The 21,945-nt window shown below is 65.1% G+C and carries 18 protein-coding genes and 1 pseudogene; 11 read left to right on the forward strand and 8 right to left on the reverse strand.

Annotated elements, in window-relative coordinates; all coding sequences use genetic code 11:
* Positions 1 to 5 precede the first annotated feature (5 nt).
* Entirely contained in the window at positions 6 to 938 is a 933-nt protein-coding gene (locus tag CR156_RS08880) for an ABC transporter six-transmembrane domain-containing protein (RefSeq protein ID WP_100552550.1), read from the forward strand.
* On the opposite strand, the gene CR156_RS08885 is transcribed toward CR156_RS08880, so the two are convergent.
* Positions 889 to 1,836: a methylenetetrahydrofolate reductase gene (locus CR156_RS08885; protein ID WP_100552551.1), complete on the reverse strand. Its 948-nt coding sequence runs from the start codon at positions 1,834 to 1,836 to the stop codon at positions 889 to 891. The two genes, CR156_RS08880 and CR156_RS08885, sit on opposite strands and share 50 nt — an antisense overlap.
* A complete protein-coding gene (locus CR156_RS08890) occupies positions 1,836 to 2,750 on the reverse strand; it encodes a LysR family transcriptional regulator (RefSeq protein WP_100552552.1) in 915 nt (304 codons plus the stop codon). Before CR156_RS08890 ends, CR156_RS08885 begins: the two co-directional genes overlap by 1 nt.
* 175 nt (positions 2,751 to 2,925) lie before the next feature.
* On the opposite strand from CR156_RS08890, the gene msuE reads away from it, so the two are divergent.
* The 3 genes from msuE to CR156_RS08905 are packed head-to-tail and all read left to right on the forward strand — an operon-like array spanning position 2,926 to position 5,623.
* The gene (msuE, locus tag CR156_RS08895; protein ID WP_100552553.1) at positions 2,926 to 3,507 is read left to right on the forward strand and encodes an FMN reductase; all 582 of its coding nucleotides are present in this window, start codon (positions 2,926 to 2,928) and stop codon (positions 3,505 to 3,507) included.
* A 57-nt stretch (positions 3,508 to 3,564) separates the two neighbouring features.
* Positions 3,565 to 4,542, forward strand: coding sequence for a DUF1852 domain-containing protein (locus tag CR156_RS08900; protein WP_100554123.1), 978 nt, complete (start codon positions 3,565 to 3,567; stop codon positions 4,540 to 4,542).
* Positions 4,543 to 4,582: 40 nt separating this feature from the next.
* Positions 4,583 to 5,623, forward strand: coding sequence for a methionine synthase (locus tag CR156_RS08905; protein ID WP_100552554.1), 1,041 nt, complete (start codon positions 4,583 to 4,585; stop codon positions 5,621 to 5,623).
* A 117-nt stretch (positions 5,624 to 5,740) separates the two neighbouring features.
* Here the strand turns inward: CR156_RS08905 and CR156_RS08910 are convergent, their stop codons facing one another.
* Positions 5,741 to 6,745, reverse strand: a complete 1,005-nt coding sequence (locus tag CR156_RS08910; protein ID WP_100552555.1) for an extracellular catalytic domain type 1 short-chain-length polyhydroxyalkanoate depolymerase — start codon at positions 6,743 to 6,745, stop codon at positions 5,741 to 5,743.
* Positions 6,746 to 6,832: 87 nt separating this feature from the next.
* Positions 6,833 to 8,236, reverse strand: coding sequence for a GntP family permease (locus CR156_RS08915; RefSeq protein WP_100552556.1), 1,404 nt, complete (start codon positions 8,234 to 8,236; stop codon positions 6,833 to 6,835).
* A 170-nt stretch (positions 8,237 to 8,406) separates the two neighbouring features.
* Here CR156_RS08915 and CR156_RS08920 point away from each other — a divergent pair, with 170 nt between their 5' ends.
* From CR156_RS08920 to CR156_RS08935, 4 genes are all read left to right on the forward strand, one after another.
* A complete protein-coding gene (locus CR156_RS08920) occupies positions 8,407 to 10,581 on the forward strand; it encodes a TonB-dependent receptor (protein WP_100552557.1) in 2,175 nt (724 codons plus the stop codon).
* 11 nt (positions 10,582 to 10,592) lie between these two features.
* Complete coding sequence (locus CR156_RS08925; protein WP_100552558.1) at positions 10,593 to 11,471, forward strand: alpha/beta fold hydrolase; 879 nt, start codon at positions 10,593 to 10,595, stop codon at positions 11,469 to 11,471.
* A complete protein-coding gene (locus CR156_RS08930) occupies positions 11,468 to 11,953 on the forward strand; it encodes a MaoC family dehydratase (RefSeq protein ID WP_100552559.1) in 486 nt (161 codons plus the stop codon). The genes CR156_RS08925 and CR156_RS08930 overlap by 4 nt, the downstream gene beginning before the upstream one ends.
* Before the next feature lie 70 nt (positions 11,954 to 12,023).
* A complete protein-coding gene (locus CR156_RS08935) occupies positions 12,024 to 15,356 on the forward strand; it encodes a hybrid sensor histidine kinase/response regulator (RefSeq protein ID WP_100552560.1) in 3,333 nt (1,110 codons plus the stop codon).
* A 7-nt stretch (positions 15,357 to 15,363) separates the two neighbouring features.
* Here CR156_RS08935 and CR156_RS08940 read toward each other — a convergent pair whose 3' ends face one another.
* A complete protein-coding gene (locus tag CR156_RS08940) occupies positions 15,364 to 16,038 on the reverse strand; it encodes a response regulator transcription factor (RefSeq protein ID WP_100552561.1) in 675 nt (224 codons plus the stop codon).
* A gap of 88 nt (positions 16,039 to 16,126) precedes the next feature.
* Between CR156_RS08940 and CR156_RS08945 the strand changes: the two genes are divergently transcribed.
* The gene (locus CR156_RS08945) at positions 16,127 to 17,980 is read left to right on the forward strand and encodes a 3-hydroxybutyrate oligomer hydrolase family protein (protein WP_100552562.1); all 1,854 of its coding nucleotides are present in this window, start codon (positions 16,127 to 16,129) and stop codon (positions 17,978 to 17,980) included.
* Positions 17,981 to 18,004: 24 nt separating this feature from the next.
* Positions 18,005 to 19,729, forward strand: a complete 1,725-nt coding sequence (locus tag CR156_RS08950) for a fatty acid--CoA ligase (RefSeq protein WP_100552563.1) — start codon at positions 18,005 to 18,007, stop codon at positions 19,727 to 19,729.
* Positions 19,730 to 19,748: 19 nt separating this feature from the next.
* Here the strand turns inward: CR156_RS08950 and CR156_RS23305 are convergent.
* The 3 genes and pseudogenes from CR156_RS23305 to CR156_RS22720 form a co-directional block, all read right to left on the reverse strand.
* Positions 19,749 to 20,084 (reverse strand): annotated as a pseudogene (locus CR156_RS23305) (GFA family protein); the annotation flags it as partial.
* Between the two features lie 83 nt (positions 20,085 to 20,167).
* Positions 20,168 to 21,214, reverse strand: a complete 1,047-nt coding sequence (locus tag CR156_RS08960) for an aspartyl protease family protein (RefSeq protein ID WP_100552565.1) — start codon at positions 21,212 to 21,214, stop codon at positions 20,168 to 20,170.
* Positions 21,183 to 21,380, reverse strand: a complete 198-nt coding sequence (locus CR156_RS22720) for a hypothetical protein (RefSeq protein ID WP_133120070.1) — start codon at positions 21,378 to 21,380, stop codon at positions 21,183 to 21,185. Before CR156_RS22720 ends, CR156_RS08960 begins: the two co-directional genes overlap by 32 nt.
* A gap of 125 nt (positions 21,381 to 21,505) precedes the next feature.
* Here CR156_RS22720 and CR156_RS08965 point away from each other — a divergent pair, with 125 nt between their 5' ends.
* A complete protein-coding gene (locus tag CR156_RS08965) occupies positions 21,506 to 21,910 on the forward strand; it encodes a hypothetical protein (protein ID WP_133120071.1) in 405 nt (134 codons plus the stop codon).
* Positions 21,911 to 21,945: the final 35 nt, after the last annotated feature.

Below are 21,945 nucleotides of genomic sequence, written 5' to 3' on the forward strand. Positions count from 1 at the left end.
TTCCCATGAAGCACCCACACGACCCGGCTGCTGCAGCCGGCAGCATCGGCCAGCAGAATGCGGCCGCTACGTTGAAAGCCATCCTGCGCACCTATCCCTGGCAGCTCACCGGAACCTTCTCGCTGGTGGCGCTGGAGAATGCGCTGCTGCTGGCCTATCCGCTGTTCGCCGGCTTCGCGGTGGATGCGATCATCCGTGGCAACGTCGGCCATGCCATTTCCTACGCCGGCGTGGTGCTGTTGTTCTGGCTGGTCGGCGCCGCCCGTCGCGCAGTGGATACGCGCACGTTCACCCGCATCTATGCCGATCTGGCAGTGAACGTGGTGCAGGCGCAGCGACGCATGGGCCAGGCCACCTCCACCTCGGCGGCGCGCGTGGTCTTGGCCCGCGAGTTCGTCGACTTCTTCGAGAAGCACGTGCCGATCATCGCTACGGCGCTGGTCTCCATGTTCGGCGCGGCGGCGATGCTGCTGGCGATCGAACCCCTGGTTGGCGCGGCCAGTCTCATTGCCCTGCTCGGTGCGCTGCTGTTGTTGCCCTCGTTCGCTCGCCGCAACGAGCAGTTGCACGGACGTTTGAACAACCGGCTGGAGCATGAAATCCGGCTGGTCGACCGGGTCAGCCCATCGGTGCTGCGCCGTCACTACGCCACGCTGTCGCGGCTACGCATCCTGCTGTCAGATCGCGAAGCCAGTGCCTTCGTGGTGGTCGGCGCGGCGGCCGCGGTGCTGTTCGCCTTGACCATTGGCCGCCTGGCCACAACCGATGGCGTGACCCCGGGCCACGTCTATGCGGTGATGACCTACCTGTGGACCTTTGTCGGCAGCCTCGACGATGCACCGTCGATGGTCGACCAGCTGGCCAGGCTGAAGGACATCGGCCGCCGCGTCAGCCCGGGGATGGACGATGCGGAGAGCGACGTTCGTCCTGGGTCATGAGCTCACCCGCACGCATCCGGTAGTGCTCCACCCATTCCATGGACTGTGCGATGCCACCGAAGGGAAATAGATGCGGGCTGACCTGCCCATGGGCTTCGGTCAACCCATCCACCAGGCGGTCCACGAACACATCCGGCCCAGCTCTACCCAGCAGGCGGCCCATGGAGATGCCATACCGCGACAGCATCGAGGTGCTTGCAGCTACGCCGCACATCGCCGCATAGCGTACAAGCCGCGCGATGCTGGCGGGCCCGGGAACGCCGACCAGCACCGGATGGGTGATGCCACGGGCGCGCAGTTCATTCAACCAGGTCAGCACGACATCGGCATCGAATGCGAACTGGGTGACGACAAGCGGCGCCATGCCTCGCGCTTCGATGCGTTGGCACTTGCGTTCAAGCACGCGCCACCGATCGGCGCTGGTCATCACCGGATGACCTTGCGGATGCGCGCCCACAGCCACGACCTTGATGCCGGCGCGCTCGAGGACACCGCTCTCGATGATCGATGCACTGTCGGCGAACGGTCCGGCAGGTGTGGAGAGATCCCCCGCGATCAGCAGACAGCGCTCGACACCGGCGTCGATCACGGCACGGTCGATGAAGTGCTCAAGCGCTGCCCGCGAGCCGATGCGGCGCGCGGAAAGGTGTGGCATCGGCTCGAAACCCAGTTCGCGCACTGTGCGTGCCGCAGCCAGTCGGGCAGTGTCGTCCTCGCTCGGCAGGTAGGGAATGGAGATGGTCGTGCCCCGCGCCATGCGCGCAGCCTCGGCGCGCAGCGCAGGCATGGCCTTGGCACTCACCTCCAATGAAACGGCGCTGACGAAGGCCTGCGCCCGCTGCGCGCGGTCAGCAGTCCCGTTCGAAGGCTGCCCCAAACGGCCGGTGCCACCTGACATCAGCCGGCTCCGCGCAGGTTGCCGGCGCTGGTGGAGCTGTGCCGTGCCAGCTCGACAAACGCCTGCAGGTAATCGATGCCGGTATCCGCCTCGCGCGCACCCAGATAGATCTGCTTGGGAATGCCTTTGGCGCCCAGCCGTACCGGCACCACGTCCATGCGGGCGGCGTACTCTTCCACCAGCCAGCGCGGCATGGCGGCCACGCCACGGCCACTGGCCACCATCTGCATCATGATGTCGGTGGTTTCAATGGCCTTGTGCCGCCGTGGCGTGATGCCGGCCGGCAGCAGGAACTGGTTGTAGATGTCCAGCCGCTCGAACGGCACCGGGTAGCTGATCAGCACTTCCTGGCTGAGCTGGCGGGGCTTTACGTAGTCGACCTTGGCCAGCGCGTGGCCCTTGGCCACCACCAGCACCTGCTCGTAGTCGAAGACGGGGATGAACTTCAGGCCGGGCTTCAGCAGCGGGTCGGGCGTGACCAGCAGGTCGATCTCGTAGCCGAACAGCGCGCCGATGCCGCCGAACTGGAACTTCTGCTTGACGTCCACATCCACGTCCGGCCAGGCGGCCAGATAGGGCGAGACGATCTTCAGCAGCCACTGATAGCAGGGATGGCATTCCATGCCGATGCGCAGCGCGCCGCGCTCGCCCTGCGCGAACTGGCCCAGCCGCTCTTCGGCCAGGTCCAGCTGCGGCAGCACCCGGTTGGCGACGGCAAGCAGGTACTGCCCGGCTTGGGTCAGCCGCAGGCTGCGGCCTTCGCGCAGCCAGACGTTGGTGCCGAGCTGCTGCTCCAGCTTCTTCATGCTGTGGCTCAGGGCTGACTGGGTCAGGTTCAGCACGCCGGCAGCGGCAGTGAGTGAGCCCTGCTGCTCGACCTGCTGCACGATGCTGAGATGGATCCGCTCCAACATGACGATGAATCTCACTCATGGATTGGTGAAGTAATACCATTTTACGTCATGGGAAGGGCTGGCTAGCATCGGCCCATGCCTTCGGTTACCTGCCAGCCCGGTCACCCCGCCGGCCTGCAGGACTGCGCCCCTGCAGATCATCCGAAGGAGCCCCTCCCCTGCTGAAAGCGAAGAGATGACCCGCCCCCTCCGTATCGTCGCCGTTTCCGGCGGGCTGCAGCGCCCCTCAAGGGCCGCGACCCTGGCCGAGCACCTGCTGGACCTGATCGGCGAAGGCGTGCCCTGCGATCAGCACCTGATTGAACTGGGTGAACTGGCGCCGCAGTTGGCCGGTGCGCTCTGGCGCTCGCAGTTGCCCGAGACCGTGGAGCGGCAGTTGGCCGCTGTCGAGCAGGCCGATGTGCTGGTGGTGGCCACGCCGGTCTACCGAGGTTCGTACACCGGCCTGTTCAAGCACTTCTTCGACTTCATCGACCAGGACGCGCTGGTCGATACCCCCATCCTGCTGGCCGCCACCGGCGGCAGCGAGCGCCACGCACTGATGATCGACCACCAGCTGCGACCGCTCTTCAGCTTCTTCCAGGCCCGCACCCTGCCCTTGGGCGTCTACGCAACCGACCGCGATTTCGCCGAAGGCCGTGTACACGACGAAGCGCTGATCCAGCGGGCGCGCCTGGCGGTACAGCGGGCGATGCCGTTGCTTGCCCTCTCCCATCGCGCAGCACCTGCCCCCCTTGTGGCTGCTGCCGCTCTCTGAATGCCGACTGCCATCGACCTGCATTCGGATGTCACCCCGCAAACCGGAACGCCGCCCATGACGACCAGCAACTTCACCTTCAGCATCAGCCGTATTCCTTTCAACGAGGATTACCAGCCTGCTGATGGCACGCGCATCACCACCAACTTCGCCAACCTGGCCCGCGGCGAATCCCGCCAGGAAAACCTGCGCAACACGCTCGGCATGATCAACAACCGCTTCAATGACCTCGCGCACTGGGACAACCCGAGCGCGGACCGCTATGTCGTCGAGCTGGACATCATCTCTGTGGAGATGCACATCGATGGCAGCGACGGCGGCGATACGTTCCCGTTGATCGAGGTGCTGCGGCCGACCATCGTCGACACCCTCACCGGTACGCGCACCGAAGGCATTGTCGGCAACAACTTCTCGTCGTATGTGCGCGACTACGACTTCAGCGTGGTACTCCCGGCCAGCAACGAGGGCAAGGCCACCTTCGGCATTCCCGACGGCTTTGGCGATCTGCACGGCAAGCTGTTCCAGCACTTCCTGGAGTCGGAGGCCTACCGTGCGAACTTCAGCAAGGCGCCTGTCATCTGCATCAGCGTCTCCAGCAGCAAGACCTACCACCGCACCGAGAACCACCATCCCATCCTGGGCGTGGAGTACCGGCAAGGCGAGTTCTCCCCCACCGACCAGTACTTCGACAAGATGGGGCTGAAGGTGCGCTACTTCATGCCGCCGGGCAGCGTCGCGCCGCTGGCGATCTACTTCCAGGGCGACCTGCTGGGCGATTACTCGAACCTGGAACTGATCGGCACCATCAGCACGATGGAGGCCTTCCAGAAGATCTACCGCCCCGAGATCTACAACGCCAATTCCGTGGCCGGCAAGGTCTACCAGCCCAGCCTGAAGCACCAGGACTACTCCTCCACCCGCATCGTCTACGACCGCGAGGAGCGCAGCCAGCTCGCGGTCAAGCAGGGAAAGTTCACTGAAGAGCACTTCATCAAGCCGCACCGCGCCGTGCTTGAGCAGTGGGCCGCCCGCTGATCCATCGATCTTCCATTCGCCCCCCAGGACACAAGACGCAATGTCGACGAAGAAACTGCTCCCCACCTCCACCGCAGGCAGCCTGCCCAAGCCCTCCTGGCTGGCCGAGCCCGAGAAGCTCTGGTCGCCCTGGAAGCTGCAGGATGAAGCGCTGAATGAAGGCAAGCAGGACGCCCTGCGCCTGTCCCTGCAGGAACAGCAGCATGCCGGCATCGACATTGTCAGTGATGGCGAACAGACGCGGCAGCACTTCGTCACCACCTTCATCGAACACCTCAACGGCGTCGATTTCGAGAAGCGCGAAACCGTCCGCATCCGCAACCGTTACGACGCCAGCGTGCCCACCGTGGTGAGCGCTGTCAGCCGCCCGAAGCCGGTGTTTGTGGAAGATGCGAAGTTCCTGCGCAGGCAGACCACGCAGCCGATCAAATGGGCGCTGCCGGGCCCGATGACCATGATCGACACCCTGTATGACGCGCACTACAAGAGCCGCGAAAAGCTGGCATGGGAGTTCGCGAAGATCCTCAACGAGGAAGCGAAGGAACTGGAGGCCGCCGGCGTGGACATCATCCAGTTCGATGAGCCCGCCTTCAATGTGTTCTTCGACGAAGTGAACGATTGGGGTGTAGCCGCCCTGGAGCGCGCGGTCGAAGGGCTCAAGTGCGAAACCGCGGTGCATATCTGCTATGGCTACGGCATCAAGGCCAACACCGACTGGAAGCAGACGCTCGGTTCGGAATGGCGCCAGTATGAAGAATCGTTCCCGAAGCTGCAGACCTCCAGCATCGACATCATTTCGCTGGAGTGCCACAACTCCCACGTGCCGATTGACCTGATCGAACTGGTGCGTGGCAAGAAGGTGATGGTGGGCGCCATTGATGTGGCTTCCAGCACGGTTGAAACGCCGGAAGACGTGGCCAACACCCTGCGCAAGGCCCTGCAGTTCGTGGACGCTGACAAGCTCTACCCCAGCACCAACTGCGGCATGGCGCCGCTGTCGCGTGAGGTGGCACGGGGCAAGCTGCGCGCGCTCAGTGCGGGCGCACAGATCATCCGCGAGGAGCTTCTGGCACAGGGCTGAGCGGGAGGGCGCATGCTGTCGAACGCGCCCGGCTTCCCCAGGCAAAGGCCGCGCGCCAGTGCGGGAGCCCTCCACTCCCGCACTGGCGCCGCCTCCCCTACCCTTGCGCTCCGATACTCAGCGCTGCTGATCCTTCAGGAACAGCCACGTGATCAGCGTGGCATCCGGACCCTTGGGGTCGGTGAACGGCAACCCGGACTGGCTGCCGCTCCAGGCATGCCCCATGCCCTGCACCACGTAATGCTGGACCAGCGTCCTGCCACCGTAGGTGTAGGTGTCGACCGTGTAGGCACGCCCACCCGGCACCTGTCCGTGGAAAGTGTTGGTCGGCACATACTTCACCGAGTCGTTGTCCAGGCCATCGTCGGCCAGGTCATTGGTCTGCAGGAACTGGCGCACGGCCTGCTGTCCATTCACCGGGTTCACCGTGGCGTCGGCGGTGCCATGGAACACCAGCACCGGGATCGGTCGCGGTGACGGCGAACCCGAGCACTGCCAGGCCAGTCGCCCGTTGCTGTCCGGTGAGTAGATGCTGCCGGCCAACAGTGCGTAGGCGCTGCCGGAGATCGTGGTCGCACCCTTGTACATGCCACCGGAATGAATCGCGCCCGCAGCGAACACATCCGAATAGCAGGCCAGCATGATCGAGGTCATCGCCCCGCCAGCGGAAATGCCGGTGACGTACACGCGATGCGGATCGATGCTGTAGCCCGCTTTCACCTTGTCCACGATGCCGGCCAGGATCGAGGCCTCGCCACTGTCGCGCGCCTGGTTGATCGGCAACTGCCAGTTCCAGCAGCGTGCCGGATTGGAGGTTACGTTCTGCCGCGGGTAGACCACGATGAAGCCTTCGGTGTCAGCCACCTCGTTGAAGCCGGAGGCCTCGCCCATCAGGTTCGGCCCGGTCACGCAGCCGTGCAGCACCAGCAACAGGGGCAGCGGTTGCGTTTCGTCGTAGCCGGCGGGCACCCATACCTGGTACTCGCGGGCGCCGAACAGATTGCCGTACAGGCCAACATCCCAATGCCCGGGTGGGTCTGCCGCAGATGCGGTACCCGTCGTCGCCAGCCAGGTGCACAGCAGCAGCATCAACGCCTTGATTGAATCGATTCCAGATTTCATGACCAGATCCTCATGCGTGAGTCGTGGATGAAGTGGTACCGGAAATCCTCGTGGACCGACCTTCCAGAGGGTGCTGCGACGCCGCTGTCAAACCCAGCCGGTGGCGTAGTAGATGCCGATCACCACGAACACCGCGAGGGTCTTGATGACGGTCACTGCGAAAATGTCCTTGTAGGCCTGGCGATGGGTCAGCCCGGTCACCATCAGCAGGGTGATGACCGCACCGTTGTGCGGCAGGCTGTCCATGCCGCCGGATGCCATCGCCGCAACACGATGCAGCACCTCCATCGGAATGCCGGCGGCCTGTGCGTTGGCGATGAAGGTCTCCGACATTGCCGCCAAGGCGATGCTCATGCCGCCCGATGCAGAGCCGGTGACGCCGGCCAGGCCGGTTACGGTGACCGCTTCGTGCAGTAGCGGATCCTTGATGGAGCCCAGCGCGTTGGCCACCACCATGAAACCCGGCAACGCGGCGATGACCGCGCCGAAGCCATATTCCGAGGCGGTGTTCATGGCGGCCAGCACTGCACCACCGATCGCCGCCTTGGTGCCCTCTGCAAACTGGGTGACCACCGGACGCCAGGCCAGCGCCAGCACCGACAGGATGCCAACCAGCAGCGCACCCAGCACGGCCCAGATTGCAGTGATCTTCGCCACGTCCTGTACCACGGGCGCGGCGCTGCCCATGATCGACGGTACGAAGCTGTGCTCGGCGCCGTACCAGTGCGGCATGCCCAGGGTGAACAGCTTGTTGGAGACGAACACCAGCAGCAGCGGCAGCACGGCAATGCCCGCATGTGCCAGTCGAGTGCCGGCAAATAGTGTGGGCTCGTTCACCAGGGTGGCCGGATCGCCGTAGCCTTCGCCGTTGCGCAGCGCAACGCGACGGCGCCACTCGAGGTAGGCCATGCCAACCGCCAACACGAAGATGCCGCCAAGCGTGCCCAGCACGGGTGCCGCCCAGGTATCGGTACCGAAGAACGTGGTTGGAATGATGTTCTGGATCTGCGGCGTTCCCGGCAGCGCGTCCATGGTGAAGCTGAAGCCGCCCACCGCCAGCGTGGCCGGAATCAGGCGCTTGGGGATGTTGCTCTGGCGGAACATTTCCGCCGCGAACGGGTAGACCGCGAACACCACAACGAACAATGACACGCCGCCATAGGTCAGCAGGCCCGACACCAGCACGATCGACAGCATTGCCCGCTGAGGTCCGAACAACCGGATCGCAGCCCCCACGATGGAGCGGGAGAACCCGGACAGTTCGATCAGCTTGCCGAACACCGCGCCCAGCAGGAACACCGGGAAATAGAGCTTGAGGAAGCCGACCATCTTGTCCATGAACAAGCCGGTGAACATCGGTGCCACCAGCGAGGGGTCGGTCAGCAGCACAGCGCCCAGTGCGGCGACGGGCGCGAACAGGATCACGCTGTAACCGCGGTATGCCACCAGAATGAGGAAGGCCAGCGCTGCAAGTACGATCAGTAACGACATACGGCGCTTCCAGGTGGGGACGCGCCCAGTATCCGGATCTGGCGACCGCTGCCGACTGGACCTAGGTCCACTCGCCGGTGCGCCACGGCGCCGCTAGCCTAGGCAGCATGGGTGGCAATGGGCCATCTGCCTTGGGGGAGGACCGAATGAAACGGAATTGCTTGAGCCTGATGATCGGCACGCTGTTGGCCACCGGGCCGGTTCTGGCGCAGGACGCACCGCAGGGCACGCCGGCGGCGGGCAGGACCGCTTCGGCGACCAACCTGGACAGCATCACGGTGACCGCGCGCAAGCGCGAGGAAACCCTGCAGGAGGTGCCGGTTGCGGTCACTGCCTTTACCTCCGAAGCCCTCGACAAGATGAACGTCCAGGACATCAGCGACCTGGATGGACAGGTGCCCAACCTGACCATCTACGCGGCGCGCGGCGCCAGCAGCACGGTCACGGCCTACATCCGCGGCGTCGGCCAGTCCGATCCCACCTGGGGCGCTGACCCAGGCGTAGGCATCTATCTGGACGACGTCTACATTGCCCGCCCGCAGGGGGCATTGCTGGACGTGTTCGACGTCTCGCGCATCGAGGTGCTGCGCGGTCCGCAGGGCACGCTGTACGGCAAGAACACCATCGGCGGTGCGATCAAGTACATCTCGCGCGGCTTGCCCACCCAGACCGAAGGCTTTGCCCAGATCACCGTGGGCAACTACAGCCAGCTCGACGCCAAGGCGGCGATCGGCGGCCCGATCGGTGACGCCGACAGTGGTCTGCGCGCACGCGTGGCGGTGGCCAGCATGAATCGTGACGGCTTCGGCGAGAACACGTTCACCAACCAGCCGGTCAGTGACAAGCAGATCAATGCGGCACGCTTCAACCTGGGTGCGTATGCGGGTGACGATTTCGATGTGCAGTTCGCTCTGGACTGGATCGATGACCAGTCCGGCATGCGCGGTTCGAAGATGCTGGCGCCCAACCCGTTCGTGCGTGCCTACCCGCCGATGGATGACCGCTACGACATCCGCTCGGGCATGCGCAACCTCAACAGCGTGGAGACCAAGGGCGCCTCGGCCACGGTGAACTGGCGGCCCAGCGAAGATGTTGCACTGAAGTACGTGGTGGCCAAGCGCGAATCGGACAGCGACGCGAACATCGATTTCGACAGCACGCCGGTCAAGCTGGCCGATGTGGGTGGCACTTACCATGACGACCAGGTCAGCAACGAGGTGCAGCTGAACTACGATGCCGGTGGACGCGTGCGCGGCGTGGTCGGCCTGTACCAGTTCAGTGGCGAAGCCGGCGGCCAGATCCGCAACAACTTCTTCAACCTGCAGTTCGGCGACACCCGCGGCAAGGTGCTCACCGACAGCATCGCGCTGTATGCCGATTGGACCTTCGACCTGACCAGCAAGCTGAAGCTGGACGTCGGCGCCCGCTACACCGACGAGGACAAGCGCGCGATCGTATTGAACCGTTTCTACGCCGACGCGACCTTCAGCAGACCCATCGCGGTGGCGGCGGATTTCGACAAGAAGACCAACTTCAAGAACGTCTCGCCGAAGGTGTCGCTGGACTATCAGATCACCCCGGACATCATGGTCTACGGGCTGGCTACGCGAGGCTTCAAGTCCGGTGGCTACAACATCCGCGCCAATGCCGTGGCGGTGCCGCGCTCGGCCGAACCGTTCGATGACGAGACCGTGGACAGCTTCGAGATCGGCAGCAAGATGGCCTTCCTCGACCAGCGCCTGTTCCTGAACCTGTCGGCGTTCCACAACAAGTACAAGGACATCCAGCTGTCGGTGTTCACCGGCATCGATACCAATGGCGATGGCGTCGACGATGCCTTCTTCGGCGACTTCACCAATGCCGGCGCCGGCACCATCAACGGCCTGGAAATCGAGTACCAGTACCTGCCCAGCCAGCACTGGCTGATCTCCGGCAACCTGGCCTGGCTGGACGCCAAGTATGACGAGTACATGGATCGTGGCGTCAACGTGGCCAAGCAGATGAAGTTCACCAACGCACCGGACTTCTCGGGCGCGTTGAACGTGGAATACCGCACCGAGCTGGCCAATGGCAGCAACCTGTCCGCTCGGGTGAGCTACAGCTACCAGAGCGAAGTGTGGCCGACCACCGACCTGAGCCCGGTGATCCGCCAGGATGGCTATGGGCTGGTCAATGCCGGCGTGATCTGGAAACTTGATGACGCCTGGACGTTCTCGTTGCAGGGCACCAACCTGGCCGACAAGGAATACCGCACCACCGGTTACAACATTCCGGCGGTCGGCACGCTGATTGGTTTCTATGGGCCGCCGCGCCAATATAGCCTCAGCGTCCGTTACGATTTCTAGGAAGCTTCTGCATGACACCGTCTTACGATGATCTGTACTGGAAAAGTGACGATGGGCTGCGCCTGCATGCGCGCGACCATGCCCCGGGTGCGGGGCGACCGCCCCGTGGCACGGTGGTCTGCATCCCCGGCTTGACCCGCAATGGCGCCGACTTCGATGCCCTTGCGCAGTCGCTGACCGCCGTCGGCTGGCGGGTGATCGCGGTTGACCTGCGCGGACGTGCGGGTTCGGAACGTGCGCCGGACCCGTCCAGCTACAACCCGCGCGCCTATGCCGATGACATGGTGGCACTGCTGCGGTCACAGAGCATCGACAAGGCGGTGTTCGTCGGCACCTCGCTGGGGGTGCTGGTCACCATCACCCTGGCCTCGCGTGTACCCGGGCTGATCGCCGCGGCGGTGCTGAACGATGCCGGCCCCAAGGTGCCGCGCCGAGCTCTGGCGCGGATCGGCAAGTACGCCGGCAAGCCCGTGCCACCGATGGACCTTTCACAGGCCACGACTTATGTTGAATCCATCGGCAAGGCCGCGTTCCCGCGGTTTACCACCGACGACTGGCGCGCGATGGCGGTGCGCACCTTCCGCCAGCGCAGCGATGGCCTGCTGGAACTGGACTACGACCCGGCGGTGATCCGCACCACGCGGCCGTGGTTGCTGTGGCTCCTGCGCCCGGTGCTGTGGCGGGCCGTGCGTGGCCTGACTTCGCGGGTACCGGTACTGGTAGTGCGCGGGGCGTTGTCGGACATCCTGCCTGTCGATGTCGCACGGCAGATGGCAGCCACCTCGCCCAACACCCTCCTCGTTGAAGTACCGGAGGTAGGCCATGCGCCGATGCTGTCCGAGCCCGAGGCGCGTGATGCGATTCTGGCCCTGCTGGAGCGCGTGCGATGAGTTCCGGCGTTTCGACGGATGAGCTGCCTGCCACCCTGCAGGCCCTGCGGCAATGGGCGGCAAGTGAACGGCTGAGCGGCAGCACGCGCATCACACAATCGCGCATCGATGCCTTCGCCGCCGCCACCGGTGATCACAACTGGATCCACACCGATCCGGTTCGCGCCCAGACCGGCCTGCCGGGCGGGCAGACCATCGCGCATGGTTTCCTCCTGCTCTCGCTTACCGTCGAGGACGATGTGGCGGCCCTGGCCGGTTTTCCCGGCATCGCCCACGTACTGAACTACGGATTGAACAAGGTCCGCTTCCTGGCGCCGGTGCCCAGCGGCTCCGAGGTGCGGGTGCGCTCGCAGCTGCTGTCACTGGAGGCACGCAGGCCCGGGCAGTGGCTGCTGACCCAGCACAAGACGGTGGAAGTGATCCCCGCCGGTGAGGTGGCCGTGGTCGCCGAGCAACTGTCGCTGATCGTGCTCGCCGGCTAGCGCCGCCCTAACCCTGCAGCGCAGCACCTGCCGGCTGCCCGCCGGACGCGGTTCTCTCTACACTGGAGCGATGTTGACGCCCTCCATCGTCCTGTTCGCCTGCATCGCGTGGACCGTGCTGCTGTTCGGCGTCGCCCTGTGGGGGGAGCGCCAGGGGCATCGGCTGTCGAAGGTCTGGCCGGCCATCTACGCGCTGTCGCTGGGCGTGCACTGCACGGCATGGACCTATTACGGCGCCGCTTCGCAGGGCGTGCAGTGGGGCTTTCCGATCCCGCCGACACTGATCGGCATGGCGCTCATTTTTGCCTTCGGCCTGCCCTTCCTGGTGCGGCTGGGGCGACTGGCCCAACAGCACAACAGTGCCACCATCGCCGACTTGGTGGTCGCGCGGCTGCGAGCCGACCAGGGGCTGGGCATCACCATCACCCTGGTCGCGCTGTTCGGCATCATTCCCTACATCGCACTGCAGCTCAAAGCAGTCAGCCAGGGCCTTGGCGCCTTGCTTGGCGATCAGTTCGCGCCCGTCGGCTGGCAGCTGGACGTGTCGTTCTGGTTCGCGCTGACGATGGCGGCGTTCACCACGTTGTTCGGCGCACGCAAAGCGTCTGCCACCGAACACAACCGGGGAATCGTGGTCGCGCTGGGCCTGGAATCGCTGTTGAAGCTGACGGCACTGCTGGCGATCGGCCTGTATGCCGCGCTCTCGGTGCACAAGTCCGGTGCGCCGCTGCTTGAAAAGATGGCGCAGCTGCCGCCGCCGGCAGTCGTGCCGGATTACCTGACCATGGTGGCGCTCGGTGCGATGGCCGCGTTCACCCTGCCCCATCAGTTCCATGTGGGCGTGGTCGAACTGCGGCAGTCGTCGGACCTGAAGACGGCGCGCTGGCTGTTCCCGGTGTACCTGCTGTTGATCGGCCTGCCGTCGGTGCCGATGGCACTGGCCGGTGCCGCGCAGTTGCCGTCTTCGGTGTCGCCCGACCTGTATGTCCTGGCCCTGCCGCAGGAACGCGGCCACCACCTGCTGGCGCTGCTGGCCTACCTGGGCAGCCTGAGCGCGGCCACCGGCATGATGATCCTGTCCGGGCTGACCCTGTCGATCATGCTCGGCAACCACGGCGTCGGCTCGCGCCTGCTGAGCGGCGTCAACGGCTTCAACAGCGGCGCTGATCTGCGACCACGTGTGCTGGCCTTCCGTCGCGCCGGCATCCTCGCCGTGTTCCTGATGTCGTGGCTGTACAGCCGCGCGATGAGCGGCACCGAGGCACTCAGCGACTTCGGCCTGATGTCGTTCACCGCGCTCTCCCAGCTGGCACCGGCAGTACTGCTGGCGGTGTACCGTCCGCGCACGCCCTCCCCAGCCATCATCGCCGGGATCGTGCTGGGCTCACTGGTCTGGTTGTGGCTGGTACTGCTGCCGATGGTGATCCCCGCCCCGCCGCCGTCGGCCAGCCCCGACGGACTGCACTGGCTGGCGATGTTCTCGCTGCGCATGCAGCCGGGCCATATCGCCATCAGCATGGGGGCGAGCCTGGCGGTCAATCTGGCGACCGTTGTGCTGGTGTCGCGTGCGGTGCGTCCCTCGATGCCACGGCAGCGCGACGCGGTGGCCGCGGCATCGTTGCGCAAGACGGCCGGTCGCTTCCTCGGCCAGGAACGGGCACGCCAGCTGATGGACGGGCATGCCGGGCAGATGCTGGATGACGAGCGGGTCACCGCCATCGAGCGGGAGCTGACTGCCGTGGTCGGTGCGGGCATGGCACGCCTGCTGGTGGAGGCGGCCCGCGATGGTGGTGCCGCACCGCTGGACGCCGTTACCCGCGCGGTCGGCGAAGCCACCCAGGTGCTGCGCTTCAACCAGCGCCTGCTGGAAGCCGCGTTGGAAAACATGAGCCAGGGCATCAGCGTGGTCGATGCGCAGCTGCAGCTGGTGGCCTGGAACAGCCGTTATGCCGCGCTGTTCAAGTTCCCGCCGGAACTGCTGCAGGTGGGACAGCCGGTGTCGAACCTGACGGCGTGGGCGTTGGGACAGCTGAAGATCGGCGACACCCCCGGCGACTCGCGCGACAAGGCGTTGCAACGGCGGGTGGTACACATGCGGCGCGGCACTCCGCATCTGTCCGAGCGGATCTTCCCGGACAACACCATCGTTGAAATCCGAGGCAACCCGATGCCCGGTGGCGGCTACGTGGCCACCTTCACCGATGTCACTGCTTTCCGGCGGGCAGAGGACGCGCTGAAGCGCAGCAACGAAACCCTGGAACGCCGCGTGCAGGACCGCACCGCGCGGCTCGAGCAGGCCGTGCATGAAGCCGAGCGGGCCAACGTGGCCAAGACGCGCTTCCTGACCGCCGTTGGCCACGACCTGATCCAGCCCCTGCATGCGGCACAGCTGCTGACCGATGCCATGTCGCAGCACATCGAATCGGAGTTCCTGGACAGCTTCCTGCGGCAGATTCGTGGTGCGCTGGACTCCACCGACGACCTGCTCTCGGGCCTGCTCGATATTTCGCGACTGGAAGCCGGCGGACTGGTGGCCGATCCGCGCCCGTTCGCGCTGTCGACCGTACTGGACCCGCTTGCACAGGAGTTCGCCGTGCTGGCGGCGGCACGCGGCCTGCAGTTCCGCCATGTACGGACCCGCGCGTGGGTGCACAGCGATCCGTTGCTGCTGCGCCGGGTGCTGCAGAACTTCCTGGCCAATGCCATCCGCTACACCCGCCGTGGCGGCGTGCTGCTGGGCGTGCGCCGGCATGGCCAGACCCTGTCGATCGGCGTGCATGACAGCGGACCCGGCATCGCGCCGGAGCAGCAGGCGGTAGTGTTCGAGGAATTCCATCGTGGCGATCGCAGCAACGGCCAGGGCCTCGGTCTGGGCCTGACCATCGCGAGCCGCATTGCCGACCTGCTGCACGCGCCGTTGCAACTGCAGAGCGCGCTTGATCGCGGCTCGACCTTCTCCATCACCGTGGTGCGGGCAGCGCCGCCTGCGGCCCCGCGCACTGAACCCGCCGCTGGCAACAGCAGCATCAAGGGCATCCGCGTGCTGGTGGTCGACAACGATCCGGAGGCGCTGGAGGCGATGCGGCAGATGCTGCTTTCCTGGGGCTGCGATGTCATCGCGGCGCGCGATGTCAATGCGCTGGGTGCTTCAGCACAGGAGGCGGCACTGTGGTTGTTCGACTACCACCTTGACGATGGCGATACGGGTGTCGCGCTGTGGAAGCGCCTTGTCGCCGTCCACGGGCCGCGGCCGACGGTGATCCTCAGCGCCGACACCGGCAGCGACACCCGCGAGGCGGTGCGCAGCGTGGGCCTGTCACTGCTCAACAAGCCGTTCAAACCGCTGGCACTGCGCTGGGCGATCAATCATCTGCTGGCAACGGCCGCTACGGCAACGCCCTGACCAAGGGTCAGGCGTCCTGCGTCTCTTCGATCTGCCGCGAAGGATCGGTCAACCCCATCTCGTGCAGCACACGGATGGCCTGCGCACGATTACGCACGCCCAGCCGGCCCATGATGCGGGTCATGTGCGCCTTGACCGTGCGCAGCTGCACGCCCAGCCGGTCGGCGATCTGCTTGTTGAGCAGCCCTTCGGCCACCAGGCTCAGCACCTTGTACTGATGCGCGGACAGGCTGGACAAGCGCGCGGCAAGATCGGCGTCCTTGTTGAAGGGCGCAACCCGCGCCACCGGCTCACGCAGCAGCGCCGGAATCCAGCGTTCACCTTCCAGCACGGTCTGCAGCGCGGACTGCAGGTCGGTCAGCCCTGAACTCTTGGGCAGATAGCCGGCTGCGCCCAGATCGATGGCGCGGCGGATCACGTGCGGCTCTTCATTGGCCGAGACGATGATGATCGCCAGCCCGGGTTGCAGTGCACGGATGGTCGCCAGCCCGGCAAGACCATGGTTGCCCGGCATATGCAGGTCCAGCAGCATCAGGTCGATCTGCTGGCTCTCGATCGCTTCCAGCACGCTGTGCAGCGAATCGGCCTCGCTGATCTGCAGGTCAGCCACTGCCTCCTCGGCCGCGCGATGCAGCGCCGCGCGGAACAAGGGGTGGTCATCGGCGATGAGCAGGGTCGGCATGTCCAGCCGAGGTTAGCAAATCGCCTGCGGTTGGGCACGGGTACCAAGGTACGCTGGCGTGCGCCGCCCGGATTGCTAGGGTGGAGCAATGAACATCCATCGCTCCCTTGCTCCGCTGTGCGCCGCGCTGGCCCTGTTGCCGGGCGGTATCTCCTTCGCCGATGCCGCCACGCCCCGCCCCGCCACCGGTGCTCCGGTGTTCGAGCAGTGGCGGGAAACCCCGCATCGCGGCAACGATGAACTGCTGACTGCGGGACTGGACATCGACGCCCTGCGCTCGACCACCGCGCCAGCCTTCAGCAACCCGGCCCAGCCCACGACAGAGGAGGCCCGGCGTCGTGCGATCTGGAGCAGCTGGCGCGGCATCGCCGACCTGACTCCCGGTGGTGGCTTCGGCGATGTCTACGGCAGCCTGCAGGCGGTGCCCGGCCGCGAGTTCTCGGCCTACGCGCGCATTACTGGCGCGCGCCAGCCCCATCGCGTGCTGGTGCAGGTACCCGACAACTTCGACGCCTCGCGACGCTGCCTGGTCGTCGCTGCGTCATCCGGCTCGCGTGGCATCTATGGCGCGATTGCGGTAGCCGGCAGTTGGGGTCTGGCCCACGGCTGCGCCGTCGCCTATACCGACAAGGGCGCAGGCAGCGACTACTACGACCTGGACGCCAAGGCCGGCTTCCAGGCAGACGGCACGCCCGCCTCACAAGGCGCGTTGGCCTTCATTCCTGCGGGTGCGGCAACCACGCAGGGGATAGCTTTCAAACATGCCCATTCGGGTGACAACCCGGAAGCAGACTGGGGCCGGCATCTGCTGCAGGCGCTGCAGTTCGGCCTGCAGTCACTGGACCGCGCCTACCCGGGATCGAAGCCATTCACAGCGGCCAACACGCGCACGCTGGGCGTGGGCGTATCCAATGGCGGTGGCGCTGTGCTGCGCGCGGCGGAGATCGAAGGCGATTGGTTCGATGCGATGGTGGCCGGCGAACCGAATGTGTCGGTGGCAGGCGCTCCGCCGCTGTACGACTTCGTCACCCAAGCCGCGTTGCTGATGCCCTGTGCCCTGCTGGCAGAGGACGATCTGCCGCAACCGCCGATGCGGGCGCAGGCCGTGCCGGTGTGGACACAGCGATGCGCCACGCTGAAGTCCGCCGGCTTGGTGCAAGGTGATGACACTGCGGCACAGGCACGATCGGCACGCCAGCAGCTGCTCGACGCCGGCTTGAGCGCCGACGCACTTCGCGCCGGCGCGTTCTCGACGGGATTCGATCTGTGGCGCGCCATCGCAGCGACATATTCGTCGGCCTATGGACGCCACGGCGCTGGCGAACATCCCTGCGCGTACAGTTTCTCGGCCACTGGGGCAGATGGCAGGCCTGGCGTGGCCGCAGCCGAGGCTCGCGCAACCTGGTGGAGTGAGGGCAGCGGCATTCCACCGGGCAACGGCGTGGTGCTGGTGGATGGCAATGCAGCCGGGGCGGCAGACAATCCGCTGCGTGGCCTGAACTGCCTGCGTGCACTCGGCAAGGGCGATAGCGCCGATGCCCGGCGGGTACGCGCCGGCATCGCCGCGGCCACCACCAAGGCGCCGCGTCGCGGCCTGCCCATCGTGGTGATCCATGGCATCGACGATGGGCTGGTGCCGATCAGCATGACCAGCGATCGCTACGTGCCACTTGCACGCAAGGCGGGGGCGCCGATCGCCTATTGGCGGGTGAACAACGCACAGCATTTCGACTCGCTGCTGGCCTTCCCGGATTACCGGAAGCGCTACGTGCCGCTGCTGCCCTACATGTTCGCGGCGATGGACCAGGTATGGGATCACCTTGAGGATCCAGCGCATCCACTGCCGCAGGATGCGCTCATCCAGCCAACGCCACGCGCCGAAGCGCCCTTGCTGCGCGAGCAGCTGTCCATTCCCGCAGCCCAGGCCATCCCCAACCGCTGACGCGCCGCCACCAGGAAACCCCACATGTCACCCGCCACCGCCACAGACGCGCCCGCCGCCGAGGCTCATGCCTATCCCCTGCTGATCAAGCAGTTGCTGCTGACGCCGCTGGCCGTGCGTCCACAGCAGGAAATCGTCTACGGCGACAACGTCCGCTTCGACTACCGCACCCTGCAGGCGCGCATCGGCCAGCTGGCCGGGCTGTTGACCTCGCTGGGGGTAAAGCACGGCGATACCGTGGCGGTGATGGACTGGGACAGCAACCGCTACCTGGAGAGCTATTTCGCCGTGCCGATGATCGGTGCGGTGCTGATGACGGTGAACATCCGCCTGGCACCCGAGCAGATTGCCTATACGCTCAATCACAGCGGTGCGCGGGTGATCCTGGCCAACCGCGAGTTCCTGCCGGTGCTGGAAGCCATCGACGAACAGCTGCCGGATGTGCGCACGCGTGTCCTGCTGGATGATGAGGATGGGCCGCTGCCAGCGGGCTTCGTGACCGAGTATGAAGCCGGGCTGCGCGAGGCCACGCCCATCATCAGCTTCCCGGACTTCGACGAGAACACCCGCGCCACGACGTTCTACACCACCGGCACCACGGGCCTGCCCAAAGGGGTGTATTTCAGCCATCGGCAACTGGTGCTGCACTCGCTTGCGGCGATGGCCGCACTCGGCAGCGCGTCCAGCCAGGGGCGCCTGCACCGCGACGACGTCTACATGCCGATCACCCCGATGTTCCATGTCCACGCCTGGGGCATGCCGTACGTGGCTACGCTGCTGGGCATCAAGCAGGTCTACCCCGGGCGTTATCTGCCGGGCAAGCTGCTGGCGCTGATCGCCCGCGAGAAGGTGACGTTCTCGCACTGCGTGCCGACCATCCTGCATATGCTGCTGGGCCATGCCACGGCGACCGATACCGATCTGCGCAGCTGGAAAGTGATCATCGGCGGTGCGGCACTGCCGCGGGCACTGGCGCAGCAGGCACTGGCCCGTGGCATCGACATCTTCGGCGGCTACGGCATGTCCGAGACCTGCCCCCTGCTCACCGTCGCGCAGATCGATGCCCACGCCCTGGACGACCCGGATGAGGAGCTGTCACTGCGTACCAAGGCCGGCATCCCAGTGCCATTGGTGGACCTGCGCATCGTGGACGAAGACATGAACGACGTTGCCCACGATGGCGTCGCTACCGGCGAAGTGGTGGTACGCACGCCCTGGCTCACGCAGGGTTATCTGCACAACCCGGACGCCTCAACGGCGTTGTGGGCGGGCGGTTACCTGCATACCGGCGACATCGGCAACATCGATGGCGGCGGCTACCTGCGCGTGGCCGACCGCATCAAGGATGTGATCAAGACCGGCGGCGAGTGGATCTCCTCGCTTGCCCTGGAAGACATCATCGCCCTGCATCCGGCGGTCAACGAGGTCGCCGTGATCGGCATCAGCGATACGAAATGGGGCGAGCGGCCGCTGCCGTTGGTGGTCCGGCAGGACGGCAGCGATGTGACCGAGGCTGACATCATCGAACTGGTCGCAGCACGCAGCCGCTCAGGCGACATCTCCCGCTACGCGATCCCCGACCGCGTCAGCTTCGTTGATTCGCTGGAACGCACCAGCGTGGGCAAGATCAACAAGAAGAAGCTGCGTGGGCTGCATGATCCAGAGGCAATTGCTGATGACCCGGGCTCACATGAAGCGGACCGTCCCAGCCATCGAGGTACTTCGGCAGCGCATCTGCAACGTCGATGACGCGCTCCCGATAGAACAGGTGCATCGTCGGCGAAAACGCTTCATCCAGCACGCCATCAGCGGCTCGAGCAACTACCGCGTTGGGAACCACGCGCATTCCAAGGCGATTGGTTCCAAACAACACATCGCCGCAGTTCAGGCAGAAGGTCTTGGAAAGCTGCTTGGACGGGTGCTGGAACCGCGCATTCTTCACCCCTGAAACGGTCACCGATTCCGCCGCCCATGCGGTGGCCGAGAGCATCGCAACGCCGTAGAAATCCCTGCAGGTTGCGCAGTGGCAGTTCGCCTGCGCAGCGGGACTGCCGTGCAGTTCCATGGTATTTGCGCCGCACAGGCAGGTGATGCGAAGGGCCATGGACGTCTCTTGAAGGGAATGGCTGGCGAGGAGTGTGCTGTTACCGCTCGCCGTTCACAAGAGGCGATGGAAGGCTGAAGCCTCTACTTCCTGGCCGGGTCCACGCCAACGTACTGGTTCCGTCGCAGATAGACCTCACCCGTCTTCATGTCCAGCAGCATGTTGAACTGCCGGAGAACACCCGCGCCGATCGTACCGTCGCCGGTGGAGGCGTCATCGTCGATTGAGAAGGATGCAGCAGGCTTGCCGATGGCCAGCCCCTGGATGCCAGCCGAGGGCACCCGCACATCCACTGCACGGATGACATTGCCCGCGCTGCCCGTAGATCGGGAGGTCCCCACCTTCTGGGTGAATACCTCCATCAGCCCATGGCGCGAGCTGTAGGCATAACTGAGATCGATGCTGCCGTTGCTTCCCGTATCCAGTGCCAGCCACGGTTTGAAGATGGCGTCGCCGTTGCCGAGCGTGACTTCGATTGCGGGTGTGTTGTCGATCCAGCGGACGTTGGCGTGGGTATAGCCGGTTACATCCGGCAGGCTACGATGGACGAGCAGCTGCTGCCGGTCGTAATCGATCTCGACCACCTTCCCTTCAAAGAACTTCCATCCCAGAACCGCATCAAAGGGACGGTTCCTGTAGTCGACCACTACCGCGCCCATGCGCGTATGCAGCCCGTCGATCTCAACGTCGTTGCGCGTGCTGTAGTCCATCGTGGTGACGCCGTCTGAACCTGTGTTCTCAGTCCGATCATCGATGACCACCGAGGCCTTCGGCACGATGGCGCGCGATATGGCCAATCCGTCCGCGCCGGTGTCCACCAGGAATCGCAAGGGCTCGGACCTGTTGACGCTGCCGCGGACGTAGATCCGGTGGTCCTTGTCCTGCTCGAACGGGATAGCCACGGGCGTGGCATTGGCGCCGGCACTCGCGCCTGAAGCGGCTGAAGTGATGGCGGCAGCCAGCAGAAAATGCAGGATTCCAGGCACGGGCGACTTCCCTTCCGTTTGGCGATAGTGGCGTGGCACCTGATGGATGCTGCCAATGCGGGAAAGGTTTAAATCGATGCCGGTGCTGCGGGTGATGCCGACCGATGGGGTGTCACTGCGGTGGCGCTGACGGAACCGGCGCATCACGTTTTTCTGGCGGCGTCATGTCGGCAGAGGCATACTCGCGCGCCTTTACGCGAAACGGGGCAATGCAGCCGGCAAGGCTGATGCAGATGGAGAGGGAAAGTGCGATCAGGGCCAGTGTTTTCATCGAGCTGCCAGGTTGTGCGGGGTATTCTTGGAGCGCCATGGTCAGGTGCTCGTGGCTATAAGTCCATAGCCATCTGCCGCTGTCGGCATACTGCCCCGTGGTAGGCTGGCCCAGCAGAAACTGCGCACGATCTCCCAGTCACGCCTCCTTCCGGGATGACTTCCATGAAGAACCCACCCGTACCTGCCGCCGAGTCGGATCGTGGAATGGAGGACCAGTCGCCCAACCTGTTTGCCGCCCTGCGCGATCTGCTGCTTCCCTACAAAACCGATCTTCTCGTCGTGCATGACGAGGACGATCACTTCTACGCCAATTGCAGGAACGTAGACGCCAAGGGCAAGGCCCAGTTTTTCGGCGCGGTGAAAGTATCGGGTCGCAGGCATTCATTCCATTTCATGCCCATCTACACCTTCCCCGACTTGTTGGCCGGCATCAGCCCGGCCCTGAAGAAGCATATGCAGGGGAAGTCCTGCTTCAACTTCGATGCCTGGGATCCAGCGTTGCTGCACGAACTGCAGATGCTGATCGAACAGGGTGTCTCCCGCTACCGGGTGGCCGGCAAGCTCTGAGCACACCACGCGGCATCTGCCGCCGGTGTGCCCAC

This window comes from Stenotrophomonas lactitubi, assembly GCF_002803515.1.
Classification (GTDB): Bacteria; Pseudomonadota; Gammaproteobacteria; order Xanthomonadales; family Xanthomonadaceae; genus Stenotrophomonas; species Stenotrophomonas lactitubi.

Excerpts from the sequence above, each read along its gene's own strand:
- CR156_RS08880 (WP_100552550.1), top strand. The coding sequence starts at position 6 with ATGAAGCACCCACACGACCCGGCTGCTGCAGCCGGCAGCATCGGCCAG.
- CR156_RS08900 (WP_100554123.1), top strand. The coding sequence starts at position 3,565 with ATGACGACCAGCAACTTCACCTTCAGCATCAGCCGTATTCCTTTCAAC.
- CR156_RS08965 (WP_133120071.1), top strand. The coding sequence starts at position 21,506 with ATGAAGAACCCACCCGTACCTGCCGCCGAGTCGGATCGTGGAATGGAG.
- CR156_RS08925 (WP_100552558.1), top strand. The coding sequence starts at position 10,593 with ATGACACCGTCTTACGATGATCTGTACTGGAAAAGTGACGATGGGCTG.
- CR156_RS08945 (WP_100552562.1), top strand. The coding sequence starts at position 16,127 with ATGAACATCCATCGCTCCCTTGCTCCGCTGTGCGCCGCGCTGGCCCTG.
- CR156_RS08940 (WP_100552561.1), bottom strand. The coding sequence starts at position 16,038 with ATGCCGACCCTGCTCATCGCCGATGACCACCCCTTGTTCCGCGCGGCG.
- CR156_RS08915 (WP_100552556.1), bottom strand. The coding sequence starts at position 8,236 with ATGTCGTTACTGATCGTACTTGCAGCGCTGGCCTTCCTCATTCTGGTG.
- CR156_RS08960 (WP_100552565.1), bottom strand. The coding sequence starts at position 21,214 with ATGCGCCGGTTCCGTCAGCGCCACCGCAGTGACACCCCATCGGTCGGC.
- CR156_RS08910 (WP_100552555.1), bottom strand. The coding sequence starts at position 6,745 with ATGAAATCTGGAATCGATTCAATCAAGGCGTTGATGCTGCTGCTGTGC.
- CR156_RS08885 (WP_100552551.1), bottom strand. The coding sequence starts at position 1,836 with ATGTCAGGTGGCACCGGCCGTTTGGGGCAGCCTTCGAACGGGACTGCT.
- CR156_RS08950 (WP_100552563.1), top strand. The coding sequence starts at position 18,005 with ATGTCACCCGCCACCGCCACAGACGCGCCCGCCGCCGAGGCTCATGCC.
- CR156_RS08935 (WP_100552560.1), top strand. The coding sequence starts at position 12,024 with ATGTTGACGCCCTCCATCGTCCTGTTCGCCTGCATCGCGTGGACCGTG.
- CR156_RS08905 (WP_100552554.1), top strand. The coding sequence starts at position 4,583 with ATGTCGACGAAGAAACTGCTCCCCACCTCCACCGCAGGCAGCCTGCCC.
- CR156_RS08930 (WP_100552559.1), top strand. The coding sequence starts at position 11,468 with ATGAGTTCCGGCGTTTCGACGGATGAGCTGCCTGCCACCCTGCAGGCC.
- CR156_RS22720 (WP_133120070.1), bottom strand. The coding sequence starts at position 21,380 with ATGGCGCTCCAAGAATACCCCGCACAACCTGGCAGCTCGATGAAAACA.
- msuE (WP_100552553.1), top strand. The coding sequence starts at position 2,926 with ATGACCCGCCCCCTCCGTATCGTCGCCGTTTCCGGCGGGCTGCAGCGC.
- CR156_RS08890 (WP_100552552.1), bottom strand. The coding sequence starts at position 2,750 with ATGTTGGAGCGGATCCATCTCAGCATCGTGCAGCAGGTCGAGCAGCAG.
- CR156_RS08920 (WP_100552557.1), top strand. The coding sequence starts at position 8,407 with ATGATCGGCACGCTGTTGGCCACCGGGCCGGTTCTGGCGCAGGACGCA.